Source organism: Rhodococcus sp. NPDC055112 (genome assembly GCF_053607505.1).
This window is the reverse complement of the sequence record NZ_JBSGTR010000023.1, coordinates 55,366-70,664: the sequence shown is the minus strand read 5'-3', so window position 1 is coordinate 70,664 and position 15,299 is coordinate 55,366. Positions and strand designations below refer to the sequence as shown.

Genomic DNA, 15,299 nt, shown 5'->3' with positions numbered 1-15,299 from the left:
GTTGACGAGTCCAGGGACTCGTCAACCGCGCACGGGCGGCGGAGCCGCCTTACCGCAGGGTCGCGGTCAGGTGCGGATAGCCCTTCTTCGGGTGGCGCAGCGCCAGGTCCCAGCCGGTGCCGTCCGGTCCTGGCACCTGATCGGCGTAGACGTTCACCGTGGCGGGCAGCACGATCGGCTTGCCGAACTTGACGCTGTAGGTGGCCCGGTCCTGGATCCGGCCCTCGATCGCGCCGAGCACCGCGGCCGCGCTCCACATCCCGTGCGCGATGCTGCTCGGGAACCCGAACGCCTTGGCGCCGAGGGAGGAGACGTGGATCGGGTTCCTGTCCCCGGACACCGCGGCGTAGCGGCTGATGGTCGACTGATCGACCCGCAGCGTCCGCATCGGGCGCGGCGGCACCTCGTCCGCGTGCACCTGCTTCGGCTCCTTCGGCTCGCCGGTCGGGTGCATCTTCAGGAAGCTGCTGACCTGCCGCCACACCAGCTCGCGGCCGACGGACACCTCGCTGACGAGGTCCACCTGGGTGCCCTTCGGGTGCCTGCGGATGTTCTCCGCGTGCACCTTCAGGTCCAGCGGCTCGCTGACGGAGATCGGGCGCAGCTGCTCGATCACGTTGTCCGTGTGGACGGAACCGATCACCGGGAAAGGGAACTCGGCCGAGACCATCAGCTTCATCACGGTCGGGAAGACCAGGGTGAAGGGGTAGGTGATCGGCAGGGTGTCGCCGAACCGCAGCCCGCACACCCGCGCGTACGCGGCCAGGTTGTCCGGGTTCACCCGCAGTCCCTCGAGGGCGAGGGTCTGCTTCGGCAGGCTGCGCCTGGTGCCCGACTTGCCGACGACGGGCAGCGCGCCGAGCGCCGCTCGGGCGTAGATCTCGAGTGTCTTGGGCTGTTCCGTGAGCTGCACGAGACCGCCCTTCCGCGCGGACATCAGGCGCCGATCAGCGACTGGCCGCACACCCGGACGACCTGGCCGGTCACGGCATTGGACGCGGGGCTGGCGAAGTACGAGACCAGCTCTGCGACGTCGACGGTCTGGCCGCCCTGCAGCAGCGAGCTCATCCGGCGGCCTGCCTCGCGGGTGGCGAACGGGATGGCCGCGGTCATCGCGGTCTCGATGAAGCCGGGCGCGACGGCGTTGATGGTGATGTCCTTCTCGGCCAGCACAGGGGCGGTGGCCTGCACCAGGCCGATGACGCCTGCCTTGGAGGTGCCGTAGTTGGTCTGGCCGCGGTTGCCCGCGATGCCTGCGATGGAGGACACGTCCACCACGCGGCCGCCGCTGCGGAGCGCGCCCTTGGCGAGCAGGGTGTCGGTGATCCGCTGCGGGGCAGCAAGGTTCACGGCGATCACCATGTTCCAGCGGGCGTCGTCCATGTTCGCGAGCGTCTTGTCGCGGGTGATGCCGGCGTTGTGCACGATGATGTCCGCGCCGCCGTGGCGCTCGAGCAGGTGCTCGGCCAGCTTCTCGCCCGCGTCGTCGGCGGTGACATCGAGGGCCAGTGCGGTGCCGCCGACCTTGTTCGCGGTCTCCGACAGCGCCTCGCCCGCGGCCGGGATGTCGGCGCAGATGACCTTCGCGCCGTCGCGCGAGAGCACCTCGGCGATGGTCGCGCCGATGCCGCGGGCGGCACCGGTCACCACGGCGACCTTGCCCTCGAGCGGGCGGTCCCAGGAGGCCGGGGCCACGGAGTCGGCGGCGCCGACGCGGATGACCTGGCCGTCGACGAACGCGGACTTGGCGGAGAGCAGGAAGCGCAGGGTGGACTCGACGCCGGACAGCCCGGTCGACGCGTTCGGCGAGACGTAGACCAGCTGCGCCGTCGCGCCGCGCTTGACCTCCTTGCCGACGCTGCGGGTGAAGCCCTCGAGCGCGCGCTGGGCGATCTGCTCGTCGACGCCCGAGGTCTCCTCGGGGGTGGTGCCGAGCACCACGACCCGCGCGCTTGGCGCGAGGTTGCGGATCACCGGCTGAAAGAACTCGAAGAGCTGCACCAGCTCGCTGACCTGGCCGATGCCGGTGGCGTCGAAGACGAGCGCGCCGAGGCGGTCGTCGTGGGGTGCGGCGGCGGGGTAGTCGGAGAGCAGGCTCCGGAGCGGCTCGACCAGGCGGCCCTTGCCGCCGATCAGCACCGGACCCGCCAGCGCCGGTTCGCCGGCCTTGTAGCGGCGCAGCTTCTCGGGCTGCGGCAGTCCGGCCTGCTTGGCGATGAACGCGCCCGGCGCGGAGGAGAGGAACTGGGAGTAGAGGTCGGGAGCGCCCTTGCTGGCTGCCACGGTCCACCTTCTTTGTCGCAATCGGGCACCCGGATTTCGGGTGCGGTGTCGACATCGAACTTACTCTGGAGTAAGTTCGATGTCGAGGCAGGATCCCACATACATGGAGACCGACGTGACCACCAGAGCCCGAACCAGCAAGAAGCCGGCCGCCGCAGCCCCGAGCGCGGGCGGCAAGCAGCTTCGCCCCGTCGCCATCGTCGGCGGTAACCGCATCCCCTTCGCGCGCTCCGACAAGGCGTACGCGCAGGCATCGAACCAGGACATGTTCACCTCGACGCTGGACGGCCTGGTGAGCCGCTTCAACCTGCAGGGTGAGCAGCTCGGCATGGTGGTCGGCGGCGCGGTGCTCAAGCACAGCCGCGACTTCAACCTGATGCGCGAGAGCGTCCTCGGCAGCGCGCTGAGCCCGTACACCCCGGCCTACGACCTGCAGCAGGCCTGCGGCACCGGCCTGCAGTCGATCATCGCGGTCGGCGATGCGATCGCCTCCGGTCGGATCGAGGCCGGGATCGGCGGCGGCGTCGACACCACCTCCGACGCCCCGATCGGCGTCAACGACGCGCTGCGCGAGTTCCTGCTCTCGATCAACCGGGCCAAGACCACCGGTGACCGGATCAAGCTGCTCGGCAACGTGCGCCCCTCCATGCTGGGCCTCGAGATCCCGCGCAACGGCGAACCCCGCACCGGGATGTCGATGGGCGACCACGCCGCGATCACCGCCAAGGAGTTCGGCGTCCGCCGGGAGGACCAGGACGAGCTCGCCGCGGCCAGCCACAAGAACATGGCGGCGGCCTACGACCGCGGGTTCTTCGACGACCTGGTCACCCCGTTCCTCGGGCTGACCCGCGACGACAACCTTCGGCCCGGCTCGACGGTGGAGAAGCTGGCCACCCTCAAGCCGGTGTTCGGCACCAAGCTCGGCGACGCGACGATGACCGCGGGCAACTCCACCCCGCTCACCGACGGTGCCTCGGCGGCCCTGCTGTCCACCGACGAGTGGGCGGCCGAGCGGAACCTGCCGGTGCTCGCGCACCTGGTCGACTCGGAGACCGCGGCTGTCGACTACGTGCACGGTGGCGACGGGCTGCTGATGGCGCCGACCTACGCGATCCCGCGCCTGCTGGCCCGCAACGGGCTCACCCTGCAGGACTTCGACTACTACGAGATCCACGAGGCTTTCGCCTCGGTGGTCCTCGCGACGCTGCAGGCCTTCGAGTCGGACGAGTACTGCAAGGAGCGGCTCGGCCTCGACGGCGCGCTCGGCTCCATCGACCGAAGCAAGCTCAACGTCAACGGTTCCTCGCTCGCGGCGGGGCATCCGTTCGCGGCGACCGGCGGCCGCATCGTGGCCTCGTTGGCAAAGATGCTCGCGGAGAAGGGATCCGGCCGCGGCCTGATCTCCATCTGTGCGGCGGGTGGCCAGGGCGTCACGGCGATCATCGAGCGGTAACGAACGGGCGGGCCGAAGAGCCTGTCTCTGCTGTCGACGCACGGTCTGGAATCACGCTGATCCCAGACCGTGCGTTTTTCTATGTGGTGCGTGAAGATACGGGTCATGACCGTTCGCACCGTTGCACTCGCCGAGGGACTCGACGTCAGCGCCCAGGGCTACGGGGCCATGTCGGTCGCCCCGGTCTACGGACCGGTCGACCCGGCCGAGGCCCTCGCCACCCTGCACCACTCGATCGACATCGGCGTCACCTTCCTCGACACCGCCAACGTGTACGGGAACGGCGCCAGTGAGAAGGCCGTCGGCGAGGTGTTGCGCACCCGGCGCGGCGAGGTGCAGCTGGCCACGAAGTTCGGTCTGGTCGGCAACATCGCCGCGGGGCAGCGGGGCATCGACGGCAGGCCCGAGCACGTGGCGGGCTTTCTGGACGCGTCCCTCGGCCGTCTCGGCGCCGACAGCGTCGATCTCTACTACCTGCACCGGGTCGACCCGAACGTCCCGATCGAGGAGACGGTCGGCGCAATGGCCGAGCTGGTGACCGCGGGCAAGGTACGGCACCTCGGCCTGTCCGAGGCCACCGGCGCCGAACTGCGCCGAGCCCACGCGGTCCACCCGATCGCCGCGATCCAGAGCGAGTGGAGCGTGTGGAGCCGTGACGTCGAGCGCAGCGTCGTCCCCACCGCCGCCGAACTCGGGGTCGGTTTCGTGCCGTACTCGCCCGTCGGTCGCGGCTTTCTCACCGGCACCTACGACCCGACCACGCTCGGCGAGTCCGACCTGCGCCGCCGGTTCCCCCGGTTCGACGCCGAGGCCCTGCCCGGCAACGCGAAGGTGCTCGAGGTGATCGAAGCGGTCGCCCGCGAGTCCGATGCGACGGCGGCCCAGGTCGTGCTGGCCTGGCTGTACGCCAAGGGACGTGAGTTCGCGTTGCCGGTGGTGCCGATCCCGGGGACGCGTTTCGCGGAGCGGGTCACCGAGAACGCGGAGGCGGTGGCGCTCGAGCTGCCCGCCGACCTGATCGCCCGCCTCGACGAGCTGGCCGCGATCACCGTCGGGGCGCGGTCGGCGGACCCGACCTGGGTGTCCTCCGGCCGGGAGTAGGTCACGCCCGCCGGGCCCGCAGGTCGAATGCGCCTGCCGTCGGCCCGCGGGGCCCGAGTCCGGTCTCGGTAATGTCACGGAACCGGGTTCGTGGCGTGGATCCACGTCGATGGCGGACCGCAGGCGGGCCGGTCGCCGGTGTTGCATGGGACACAAACCGACCGCCCCGCCGCTCCGGGTGAGTCGAGGCGGCAGGTCGCGTACCGGCCGGGTGATGACGTCGGCCATGGCCTCGCCGTCCCGCGTGCGGGCCGGGGACCCCGACCTCCGGGCCGTGTCCGATCAGCGCGGTGAGATAGGTGAATCTCATTGCAGCAAGCCATTACTGGGAAACATCCGGCGTCGATCCGTTCGCATCGGTCGCCGCTGCCCGCTCTTGGTGGCGATGTAGGAGGCCGCCGCGCCGCCCCGGCCGCACGGCCGCCGGATCGGCCGGAAATGTCAACCCGACACACCGTGATGTCAATTGTGACGCTCGTCCCAATTGGTTGAAATCTGGGTTACCTGCGACGTTACCTGGTTGTGACCTAATTGCTGCGTGACAGTGACTTGACAGCGGATGGCGACATCCCCTGTAAGTGCCGCGGCACCGTTCGGAGGCCGATCACCATTCGGTCGAATCATGGAGCACGACCCTTGCATGTTTCACGTTCACGCCATTTCGGTGTCGCCCTCGCCGCCGCAACTCTGATCGCCACCGGCGCCGCAGTCATCGGACCCGGTGGTGTCGCCAACGCCGCCACCGCGGTCCCTGCCGGGTTCTACGGTCCCCTGGACGCCTCCGCGCCCCCTCGGGCCGAGGCTCCCCCCGTGGTGGAGAAGGCTCCCGCCGAGCCGGCTGCCGAGGCCGAGGCCGAGCCCGCGCCGCAGCCGCCCGCCCCTGCGCCGCTCGCCGTCACCCCTGACGACCTGGCGCGCATCGTGCCCGGCATGCCCGCGGAGAAGATTGCGGAGTATGTCGCTCCCCTGAATGCGGCGATGGAGCGCGGCGGAATCGACAACCCCGTCCGCCAGGCGGCGTTCATCGCGCAGCTCGCCGTCGAATCGGACTCGTTCCGGACGTTCCAGGAGTACGCATCCGGCAGCGCCTACGAGGGTCGGGCTGACCTCGGGAACACCCAGGCGGGCGACGGTGAGCGTTACAAGGGCCGCGGCGCCATCCAGATCACCGGCCGCCACAACTACGAGAGCCTGAGCCAGTTCACGGGTGTCGACTTCGTCGCGCACCCCGAGCTCGTCGAGGCGCCGGAGAACGCGTTCACCACCGCGGTCTGGTACTGGCAGTCGAGGGACCTCAACCAGGTCGCCGATTCCGCGGGGATCGTCCGGGTGTCCGAGGTCGTCAACGGTGGCCACCACGCCCTCGAGCGGCGGGTGGCGGACTTCCAGCGCGGTCTGGACGTGCTGCTCCGCCCGTAGTGACCGCTGTCCGAGGGGACGTGTGGTTTCGTCGGCAAAGGTGCTCGCGGAGAAGGGATCCGGATTTCCGGATCTGCTGCTCGGCGGATGGCCGAGTCGCGCGCACATTTGTGCAGGTGACGTCGCTCCATCCCGAATTTTGGGACGGCCGAGAAGGATTCTGACCTCGGTGTGTAACGGGATCTCGACGTCGGTCGATACCCGTGTAGTCCCGCGTTGCAGCCTGACCCCCGACCCGGTTGCAATGCGGGACTACCCATATCCGCGTGCTGGTGTCCGCCTGACTGGACGCCCGACCAACATTTTGCGCCAAAGTTCCCGAGGGGCTGAGTCATTCGTGGTGACGCTGCCTTGTTGTCCGGCGGTGACCGCGGGATGGAACCCGTCGGATCCCGGGTGTGGAGACTCGGCGAATCTGCAGCCCCGCGAGCATCGCGTTAGGCTGGACCTCGAAAAACAGGCGGTTGGCCCAGCGGCAATTCGGTAGGAGGGGCCAGGGTGACGGACGGTAACGGCGGGAGCGGTAGGCATGCGAACGGGCATGTCGCACCCCCGACCGAAGATGGCGGGAAGGTGCCCGGCCATTCCGTCGGCGACGCCGAAGGCGCCGAGACGGTACGCATCGTCCGCGACCAGGGCCAGGAATACGAGGGTCCGACCGCGCGGATCGAACGCCCGGACCAGGCCCAGGTAGACCAGGGCGACGACGCCAGGTCAGATGAAGCCGAGACGACGATCATCCCCGTCGTGCGCTCCGATCAGCCGGCGGATGCACCTGCCGAGGCCTTCCAGGCGCCTGTACAGGCCTACAGCGACGTGCCGGGGGCCGCCGCCGCGGCCGGGGGGCCGTCGGATCCGGCCGACCCCGACACCGTGCTCATGGCAGGGGAGCCCGCCGCCCCCGGACCTCCTCCCGTCCCGCCTGCCGGCCCACCGATGGGCCCCCAGGACGGCCCCGGGTCGCCGCAGCCCGGGTCGCCGGGCCGATCCCCGCTCGTCAAGATCGCGATCGGCGCCGCGGCGCTGGCCGCGGTCGGGCTCGTCGCCTACGGGGCGGACTACGTCCTGTCCAGCGATTCGGTCCCGCGGGGCGTCACGGTGGCCGGTGTCGACGTCGGTGGGTTGAGCACCGCGGACGCGGAGGCGAAGCTGCGCGCCCAGATCGGTCCGAGGGCCGACCAACCGGTCCCGGTGCAGGCGGGCGAGGTGCAGACCGAGATCGTGCCGAGTGAGGCCGGCCTCGCCGTCGACTGGTCGGCCACGCTGGACCAGGCCGGCTCCCAGCCGCTGAACCCCGTCACGCGGCTGACGTCGCTGTTCTCCGAGCGCGAGATCGGCGTCGTCACCACCACGGACCCGGTGAAGCTGACCGAGGCGATCGATGGGATCCGGCTGCAGACCGACCGCGCGCCGCTCGAGGGCAACGTCGTGTTCGAGGGGGCGACGCCGATCGCCGTCACGCCCCGGCAGGGCCAGAATCTCGACGGACAGGCCGCGGAGACCGCCTTCACCGAGAACTGGGCGAACGGCGAGACGGTGGACCTGCCTGTGAGCGTGGTGGCCGTCTCGGTGGGGCAGGAGGGCGTGGATCGGGCGATGAGCGAGGTCGCGGTCCCGGCCGTGGCGACGGATCTCGTGGTGACCGGCCGCGACAACAAGTCGGCGGTGCTGCGCCGGGACCAGGTCGGCGGTGTGCTCACCTTTGTGCCCGACGGGAACGGTGGGCTCACCCCGCAGTACAACGTCGACGCGGCGATCGGGCTGCTCGCGCCGCAACTCGCAGGCACCGAGGTCAAGCCCAAGGACGCGACGTTCAGCCTGACCGGGGGCGCGCCCACGGTGGTGCCCGCGGTGACCGGCGACATGATCGAGTGGCGCAAGACGCTCGAGCAGCTCCCCGCGCTGCTGTCGCAGACGGGACCGCGCACCACGGCCGCGGTCTACGAGCAGAAGCAGCCCGCGCTGACCACGGCCGCCGCGGACAAGCTCGGCATCCGGCAGGTCATCGGTGAGTTCACCAGCGGCGGCTTCGAGTACGCCTCGGGGGTCAACATCCGTTTGGCGGCGAGCGAGATCAACGGCGCCGTCGTCAAACCGGGGGAGACGTTCTCGCTCAACGGGTATACCGGTCCGCGTGGATCGGCGGAGGGCTACGTCGAGTCCGGGGTCATCAACAACGGCCGCCCCGCGAAGGCGGTCGGCGGTGGCATCAGCCAGCTCGCCACCACGCTCTACAACGCCGCCTATTTCGCGGGTATGGAAGACGCGGGTCACACCGAGCACAGCTACTACATCTCCCGGTACCCCGCGGCCAGGGAGGCCACCGTGTTCGAGGGTGCGATCGACCTGAAGTTCAAGAACGACTCGCCGACCGGGGTGCTGATCCAGGCCTTCGGAACCGGATCCGATGTGACGGTACGGCTCTGGGGCACCAAGACGGTGGACGTGGAGTCCATTCCTGGGGAGCGGTACGCGCCCACCGACCCGAACACGGTGACCCTGCCCAAGGGGCCGGGCTGCATCGCCTCCAGCGGCGCGAAGGGCTTCACCACCAGTGACACCAGGGTGATCACCGATCACGCCACCGGACGGGAGATCTCGCGCGACACCCGCACGGTCAAGTACGACCCGGTGCCCATCGTCAAGTGTGAGTAGCGGCGGCTCAGTCCGAGTGGGTGATCTGCCCGATCGGAGGTCGCTCGCCGCCGAGCAGGCGGCGGTGGGCGTCGTCCAGTTGTCGTTCCGCGCGGGCGTCGACCCAGCGCTGCCCGCCCGGTAGTCGGGCGATGACGCGATGCTTGACGGTGTTCGCGGCGGCCCGCCACACCGGGTACCACGGCGGTCGCATCGGCACCCGGAGCGCGCGCACTCCCGCGGGACCGAGCAGCGTGGTGGCCATGCTCAGGCCGCGCTCGTAGTCATAGGTACGGCGGATCCGCTGGAAGTTCTTGTGGTGGATCAACTTCGGCGAATCGATCAGTGACTTCGCCAGGGTCAGGCTGTTCGCGTCCGCGGCAGGGGACGCGATCCCGATGTGGTAGATCATCCGGCGACCGCCGGCCTCGGTGAACGGCAGCCAGTGCTCGTCCACGCCCATCAGCCAGCCGACGTAACACCACAGGTGCATCGCGGCCGCCGCGTCCGCCCTGGTGTAGCGCATGCCGAGGACCCGGGTGTGGATCAGGAAGGTGGTCGAGAACAGTCCGAGGGTGCCCGCCTGGTCGAACTGGTTGATCGGCAGTCCGCGCAGGTCGCTGCGCCAGGCGGGGTCGTGCTCGTGCTGGTAGTTGAGGAACGCGTGCATCGCCCGCACGTGCACCGTGAGCTTCCAGCCCTCGCCGAAGCGGTCGAGTCCGCCCGGCGCGGTGACCCCGCGCCACCACACGCTGGTCTCGGAGATGCGGCGCAGCGTCTGCTCGCCGGTGAGTTTGCCCGAGGCCGTCAACAACGGCAGTGGCCCGGAATTGTTGTAGCCGCCGAGAAGTGAGCCGTAGCCGAGGACGAGGGAGGCGTCCAGGCCGACCCGGCGCAGCACCCGTGCGCCGTGTTCCAGCTTCGCCTCGTCCACCCAATCGGGGGTCCGGGCCAGCATCCCGAAGAACTCCCGCAGCTGCTCCGGCGGGTCGGGGATCGAGTCGATGCCGTGCTCGAGGGCTTGGCGGAACATCGGCATGGACACGACGTGGTCCTCGCGGATCGCCCGGACCAGGGCGTCGCCCGGTTCGTCGCGTTCCATCAGCGCCCGGCCGAGCCGGTCGCGGTCGTTCGCGGTGGGGTCCGGGGCCGCGCCGACGAGCAGGCGCAGCGGTGCCGCGACCCGGCGTGCGGCGATCGGATCCCGCAGGAACCGCTGCGGTGGTGCCCCTGCTCCGGTGGTAGCCGACAGACTCTTCGTCACGGTGCGCCCTTCGCTCGGAGTATCCCGGTGCCGCGGATCTGCGTGCCGGCCCATGGTCAACATGCAGGATGACAACGCGTGTTGTCAATAGCCGATCCGGGTCCGGGCGGCCGCGGTTCATCCAGAACGAAAACGGCGATGCCGCACACCGTGTCGGTGTGCGGCATCGCCGTTGATCCGGATCGGGCCCGTGGGCCCTGTCGAGCTCGTGCGGTTTAGAACGCGGCTTCGTCGAGCTCCATGATGTCGTTGTCGGTGGCCGCGATGATGGCGCGGTTCGCGGTCAGCTCGGGCAGCACGTTCTTCGCGAAGAAGGACGCGGTGGCGACCTTGCCCTCGTAGAACGCCTTGTCCCTGTCGGCGGCACCGGCGTCGAGCGCCTTGATGGCGATCTCGGCCTGCTCCAGCAGGCGCCAGCCGATGAGCAGGTCGCCGACGGACATCAGGAAGCGCACGGAACCGAGGCCGACCTTGTACAGCTCGGTGGTCTGCTCCTGCGCGCCCATCAGGAAGCCGGTCAGGGTCGCGGCCATCGTCTGGACGTCCTCGAGCGCGGTAGCGAGCAGTGCACGCTCCGTCTTGAGGCGGTTGTCGGCGTCCTCGCGCTCGATGAACTTCTTGACCTCGCCCGCCACGTGGGCCAGGGCGACACCACGGTCGCGGGCGATCTTGCGGAAGAAGAAGTCCTGCGCCTGGATCGCGGTGGTGCCCTCGTACAGCGAGTCGATCTTCGCGTCGCGGATGTACTGCTCGATCGGGTAGTCCTGCAGGAAGCCCGAGCCGCCGAGGGTCTGCAGGCTGTCCGTCAGGTACTGGTAGGCCCGCTCGGAGCCGACACCCTTGACGATCGGGAGCAGCAGGTCGTTGACGCGGAACGCCAGGTCCTTGTCGGCGCCGGAAACCAGCTTGGCCACGACCTCGTCCTGGTGCGCGGCGGTGTAGAGGTACACCGAGCGCAGACCCTCCGCGTACGCCTTCTGCATCGCCAGCGCGCGGCGGACGTCCGGGTGGTGGGTGATGGTCACGCGCGGCGCGGCCTTGTCCGTCATCTGGGTCAGGTCGGCACCCTGCACGCGCTCCTTGGCGTAGCCCAGCGCGTTGAGGTAGCCGGTCGACAGGGTGGAGATGGCCTTGGTGCCGACCATCATGCGGGCGTGCTCGATGACGTCGAACATCTGGGCGATGCCGTTGTGGACCTCGCCGACCAGCCAGCCCTTGGCGGGGATGCCGTGGCCGCCGAAGGTGACCTCACAGGTCGCGGAGGCCTTGAGGCCCATCTTGTGCTCGACGCCGGTGACGAAGGCGCCGTTGCGCTCGCCCAGCTCGTTCTTCTCGAAGTCGAAGTGGGTGGCAGGCACGAAGAACAGGCTCAGGCCCTTGGTGCCCGGTCCTGCGCCCTCGGGGCGCGCCAGGACCAGGTGGAAGATGTTCTCGAACAGGTCGTCGGAGACCGCCGAGGTGATGAACCGCTTGACGCCCTCGATGTGCCAGCTGCCGTCGTCCTGCTTGATGGCCTTGGTGCGGCCTGCGCCGACGTCCGAGCCGGCGTCCGGCTCGGTCAGCACCATGGTGGCGCCCCAGCCGCGCTCGACGCAGGTCTCGGCCCACTTCTTCTGTTCGTCCGTGCCGTTCTCGAACAGCACGCCTGCGAACGACGGGCCCGCGGCGTACATGAAGGCGGCAGGCTGCGCACCGAGCAGCATCTCGGCGATGGCCCAGACCACGGTGCGGGGAGCGGCGACGCCGCCGATCTCCTCCTGCAGGCCCATCCGGTACCACTCGCCGTCCCACATGGCCTTGAACGAGGCCTTGAACGACTCGGGCAGCGCCAGCGTGTGCGTCTCGGGGTCGAAGACGGGCGGGTTGCGGTCCGCGTCGGCGAATGCCTCGGCGAGCGGGCCCTCGGCCAGCTTGGCGACCTCGCCGAGCATGGTGCGGATCGTGTCCGCGTCCAGGTCGCCCCAGGCGCCCTCGCTCAGCGGCTTCTCGAGACCGAGTACCTCGAAGAGGTTGAACTCCAGGTCACGGACGTTGCTCTTGTAATGGCCCATGTCTTTTTCTCCCGGTGAGACGGTGCGGTCTGTCTGTGTCAAGTACCGCCCAAGTAGCTACTCGTCGGTAACTTAGCCGATATTACTCGGCATTCAGTTAGCTGCCAAGGTAGGGGCGCCTTCCCACGACCAGCGCATCGATCGCGGTGCCGGCGTCGGTGTGCCGGTAGCGCCGCTCCGCGACGGCTGGGATCACCGTGTCGGCCAGCTCGTCGACCAGCTCCGTTGGGGTGTATAGGATCTCGATGTCCTGTGGTCCGCCGACGCCCTCGGCGATGTTGGTGGCGTCGTGCCCGAGGATCAGCAGCGTGCCGCCGGGCCGCAGCGCGGCCGCCGCCCGGCGCAGCAGTTCTGGCCGCTCATGCGGCGAAAGATGCAGGTAAACGACGAGAACCAGGTCATACTCGGGCTGGAATTCGATCTTCGTCACATCGCCCTGCACCCACTCGAGTCGTTCGCGCACCGACCGCGGCAGTGGCTCGGCGGCCCTCGCCCCCTTCTCGAGTGCCACCGACGAGAAGTCCACCGCGGTGACCTGCCAGCCACGAGTGGCCAGCCACAACGCATTTCGGCCCTCGCCGCAGGCCAGGTCCAGGGCCCGTCCCGCGGGTAGGGAGGTCGCGAACTCCATCACCACCGCATTGGCGGGCGCACCCCAGATCAGGTCGGTGCCTGCGTACTTCTCGTTCCAGTCCTGCGCGTCCATGGCGGTGACGGTAGCGGTGCGCTGCCGGCAGGCGTTCACCGATTGAGGGTGGTGCGCATCAACAGGACGTTGTAGTTGGAGTGCACGGTGGTGAGGTAGTACAGGTCGGGCCCGGTGGACCAGGGATGGATGTACGCGCCGTAGGCGGTCGGCAGCTCACGGGCGTCGAGCAGGACCTCCGGTGGGCCCCACGGGCCGGTGGGTGACGGCGAGCGCCGCATCACCACGGAGTTGAAGTTGTCGGTGGTGAGCATCAGATACTGGCCGAGGAACTGGTTGTACTGCACCGACAGTTCGGCGACACCGCCGAACACGATGGGCGCGGCCGCGTTCGGATCGCCCTTCTTCCATTCGTGGCCGTTCCAGTACTCGTAGGCGCCGAGGTCGCGGATCTGCTTCTCCGGCACACGGGCCAGGTGCACGAGTCCGCCGCGGCCCGGCGGGGTGCCGTACTGGTAGACGAAGCCGCCGTCCTTGACGAACGCGCTCATCTGGAAGTTCCGGTTACCGGCGGTGGCGGGACGGTTGGTCTCGGGGGCGACGGTCCAGTTCTCCCCGTTGTCCGTGGAGAATGCGAGCCCGGAGTAGTTGGTGTCCCACTGGCCCGGCTCGCCCCAGTTCTTGACCGACATCAGCGACATGTATTGCACGCCGTCCACCGCGACACCGGCGGTCGGGATCCTGCTGATCTCCACGAACGGGATCTTCGGGCTGGGGATCAGTTCCTTGGCCTGGCCGAGGAAGTCGCGCGGTGAGCTGTCAAAGCTCATGCCGTCGGCGAGATTTCGATCCGCGCTGCGGAAGAGGGTGTTGCTCCGCCACGACCAGAGGCTTCCGTTCAACAGGTTCGGGATGCCGAGCCCGGCCGAGTCGCCGAACGCGGTGAGCACCTCGCCATTTCCGTTGTCCCACATGATGCCGAGGTCGGTGCCGAGGACGTTGGCGTCCTGGGTTCGATTGGGGCTGAGCAGGCCGGTCGCCTGGGCGACGGCCGAGGAGCGGCCGTTCAGCACCGGCAGACCGTTTGTCCCGTTGAGCCCCGGGATGGGGTTCACGGTGTTCGGATCGGCCGCGGCCGGACCGGCCAGCAGGAGCAGCGCCGCCGCCCCGATTGCCGAGACCTGCACCAATCGCTTCGAAGCTCCCACGATCCCACCACCCCATCGACGTCCATCGTGATTTCTGGTCATGGAACACAATTCCCGTGGCGTGAGCGGCGTCACGCACGCCACGTAGATCCTAATCAGGGTTAGCCGGGATTGTAGGGATTCACGGGGATACCCTGAATTCATGTTGCCGGTGATCGACTTCGGCGAACTGACCAGTGCGCGGGGGCGACTGGCGTTGCGCCGGGCGACGCACGAGCTCGGCTTCTTCTACCTGACCGGGCACGGCGTGCCGAGGGCGCTGATCGACGAGGCCCTCGATGTGGCCCACAGATTCTTCGCGCTGCCGGTCGAGGAGAAGATGTCGATCGAGATGCTCGGTAGCCCGCATTTCCGGGGCTACACCAGGCTCGGCGGTGAACTCACCGAAGGTCGTACCGACTGGCGGGAGCAGATCGACATCGGGCCCGAGCGCCCGGCCATCCCCGGCGCGGTCGGGTGCTGGAACCTGCAGGGGCCGAACCGCTGGCCGAAGGCGTTGCCCGAGCTGCGGGAGACCATCATTCGCTGGGACGCCGAACTGTCGCGGCTCGGCCTGGAATTGTTGCGGGAGTGGGCGGTCTCGCTGGGTGCGAGTGCCGACGTGTTCGATCCGGCGTTCGCGACGGACCCGGCGACCCTGATCAAGGTGGTGCGCTATCCCGGCCATCGATTCGGCGAGGTGGCGGACCAGGAGAGCGACCAGGGTGTTGGCGCACACAAGGATTCGGGAGTGCTCACCCTGCTGTTGGTGGAGCCGGGGTCGGGCGGGCTGCAGGTCGAGGGGCGCGCCGGTGACTGGATAGACGCCCCGCCGCTACCGGGGGCGTTCATCGTCAACATCGGCGAGCTGCTCGAGGTGGCCACCGCGGGATACCTGAGGGCGACCAGGCATCGGGTGCTCTCGCCGCCGGGTTCGCCCGAGCGGATCTCGGTTCCCTACTTCTTCAACCCCGCGCTCGACGCGGTGGTGCCGGTGCTGACGCTGCCCGCGGAGCTGGCAGGCCGGGCGCGCGGGGTCAGCGCCGACCCGGGAAACCCCATCTTCGACACCTACGGCGCCAACGCGTGGAAGAGCAGGGTTCGCGCGCACCCGGACGTGGCGGCCCGCTGGGGGCACACCAGCTGACCGGACGCCCCTGTGAGCGGTTGTGTACTACGTCACCATGGTGGGCTATATCACCGTCCAGTTGGTTTGGGCGCTACGGTGTCGAGCGAGGAGAGTTCGTGGGTTTCGCCCGAG

The 15,299-nt window shown here is 69.1% G+C and carries 11 protein-coding genes; 5 read left to right on the top strand and 6 right to left on the bottom strand.

Annotated features, from left to right (window positions below; all coding sequences use genetic code 11):
- Positions 1 to 49: 49 nt before the first annotated feature.
- Together ACWFRB_RS13200 and ACWFRB_RS13195 are read right to left on the bottom strand one after the other, a co-directional pair.
- Positions 50 to 937 carry a MaoC/PaaZ C-terminal domain-containing protein gene (locus tag ACWFRB_RS13200; RefSeq protein ID WP_452641543.1) on the bottom strand — a complete coding sequence of 296 codons (888 nt, stop codon included), beginning with the start codon at positions 935 to 937 and terminating at the stop codon, positions 50 to 52.
- Positions 937 to 2,283, bottom strand: a complete 1,347-nt coding sequence (locus ACWFRB_RS13195; protein WP_452641541.1) for a 3-oxoacyl-ACP reductase — start codon at positions 2,281 to 2,283, stop codon at positions 937 to 939. The genes ACWFRB_RS13200 and ACWFRB_RS13195 overlap by 1 nt, the downstream gene beginning before the upstream one ends.
- A gap of 115 nt (positions 2,284 to 2,398) precedes the next feature.
- Here ACWFRB_RS13195 and ACWFRB_RS13190 point away from each other — a divergent pair, with 115 nt between their 5' ends.
- From ACWFRB_RS13190 to ACWFRB_RS13175, 4 genes are all read left to right on the top strand, one after another.
- Complete coding sequence (locus tag ACWFRB_RS13190; RefSeq protein ID WP_452641540.1) at positions 2,399 to 3,736, top strand: acetyl-CoA C-acetyltransferase; 1,338 nt, start codon at positions 2,399 to 2,401, stop codon at positions 3,734 to 3,736.
- A gap of 105 nt (positions 3,737 to 3,841) precedes the next feature.
- Entirely contained in the window at positions 3,842 to 4,837 is a 996-nt protein-coding gene (locus tag ACWFRB_RS13185) for an aldo/keto reductase (RefSeq protein WP_452641538.1), read from the top strand.
- Positions 4,838 to 5,473: 636 nt separating this feature from the next.
- Positions 5,474 to 6,256 carry a glycoside hydrolase family 19 protein gene (locus ACWFRB_RS13180; protein ID WP_452641536.1) on the top strand — a complete coding sequence of 261 codons (783 nt, stop codon included), beginning with the start codon at positions 5,474 to 5,476 and terminating at the stop codon, positions 6,254 to 6,256.
- A gap of 573 nt (positions 6,257 to 6,829) precedes the next feature.
- A complete protein-coding gene (locus ACWFRB_RS13175) occupies positions 6,830 to 8,911 on the top strand; it encodes a VanW family protein (protein ID WP_452641535.1) in 2,082 nt (693 codons plus the stop codon).
- Positions 8,912 to 8,918: 7 nt separating this feature from the next.
- Here the strand turns inward: ACWFRB_RS13175 and ACWFRB_RS13170 are convergent, their stop codons facing one another.
- From ACWFRB_RS13170 to ACWFRB_RS13155, 4 genes are all read right to left on the bottom strand, one after another.
- Positions 8,919 to 10,154, bottom strand: coding sequence for an oxygenase MpaB family protein (locus tag ACWFRB_RS13170; protein WP_452641533.1), 1,236 nt, complete (start codon positions 10,152 to 10,154; stop codon positions 8,919 to 8,921).
- A gap of 215 nt (positions 10,155 to 10,369) precedes the next feature.
- The gene (locus ACWFRB_RS13165) at positions 10,370 to 12,205 is read right to left on the bottom strand and encodes an acyl-CoA dehydrogenase (protein WP_452641532.1); all 1,836 of its coding nucleotides are present in this window, start codon (positions 12,203 to 12,205) and stop codon (positions 10,370 to 10,372) included.
- Between the two features lie 97 nt (positions 12,206 to 12,302).
- The gene (locus tag ACWFRB_RS13160) at positions 12,303 to 12,911 is read right to left on the bottom strand and encodes a class I SAM-dependent methyltransferase (RefSeq protein ID WP_452641531.1); all 609 of its coding nucleotides are present in this window, start codon (positions 12,909 to 12,911) and stop codon (positions 12,303 to 12,305) included.
- Between the two features lie 35 nt (positions 12,912 to 12,946).
- Complete coding sequence (locus ACWFRB_RS13155; protein WP_452641529.1) at positions 12,947 to 14,059, bottom strand: DUF4185 domain-containing protein; 1,113 nt, start codon at positions 14,057 to 14,059, stop codon at positions 12,947 to 12,949.
- 142 nt (positions 14,060 to 14,201) lie between these two features.
- On the opposite strand from ACWFRB_RS13155, the gene ACWFRB_RS13150 reads away from it, so the two are divergent.
- Positions 14,202 to 15,185, top strand: coding sequence for an isopenicillin N synthase family dioxygenase (locus tag ACWFRB_RS13150; protein WP_452641528.1), 984 nt, complete (start codon positions 14,202 to 14,204; stop codon positions 15,183 to 15,185).
- The last annotated feature ends 114 nt before the right edge of the window (positions 15,186 to 15,299 follow it).

Excerpts from the sequence above, each read along its gene's own strand:
- ACWFRB_RS13200 (WP_452641543.1), bottom strand. The coding sequence starts at position 937 with ATGTCCGCGCGGAAGGGCGGTCTCGTGCAGCTCACGGAACAGCCCAAG.
- ACWFRB_RS13185 (WP_452641538.1), top strand. The coding sequence starts at position 3,842 with ATGACCGTTCGCACCGTTGCACTCGCCGAGGGACTCGACGTCAGCGCC.
- ACWFRB_RS13165 (WP_452641532.1), bottom strand. The coding sequence starts at position 12,205 with ATGGGCCATTACAAGAGCAACGTCCGTGACCTGGAGTTCAACCTCTTC.
- ACWFRB_RS13160 (WP_452641531.1), bottom strand. The coding sequence starts at position 12,911 with ATGGACGCGCAGGACTGGAACGAGAAGTACGCAGGCACCGACCTGATC.
- ACWFRB_RS13150 (WP_452641528.1), top strand. The coding sequence starts at position 14,202 with ATGTTGCCGGTGATCGACTTCGGCGAACTGACCAGTGCGCGGGGGCGA.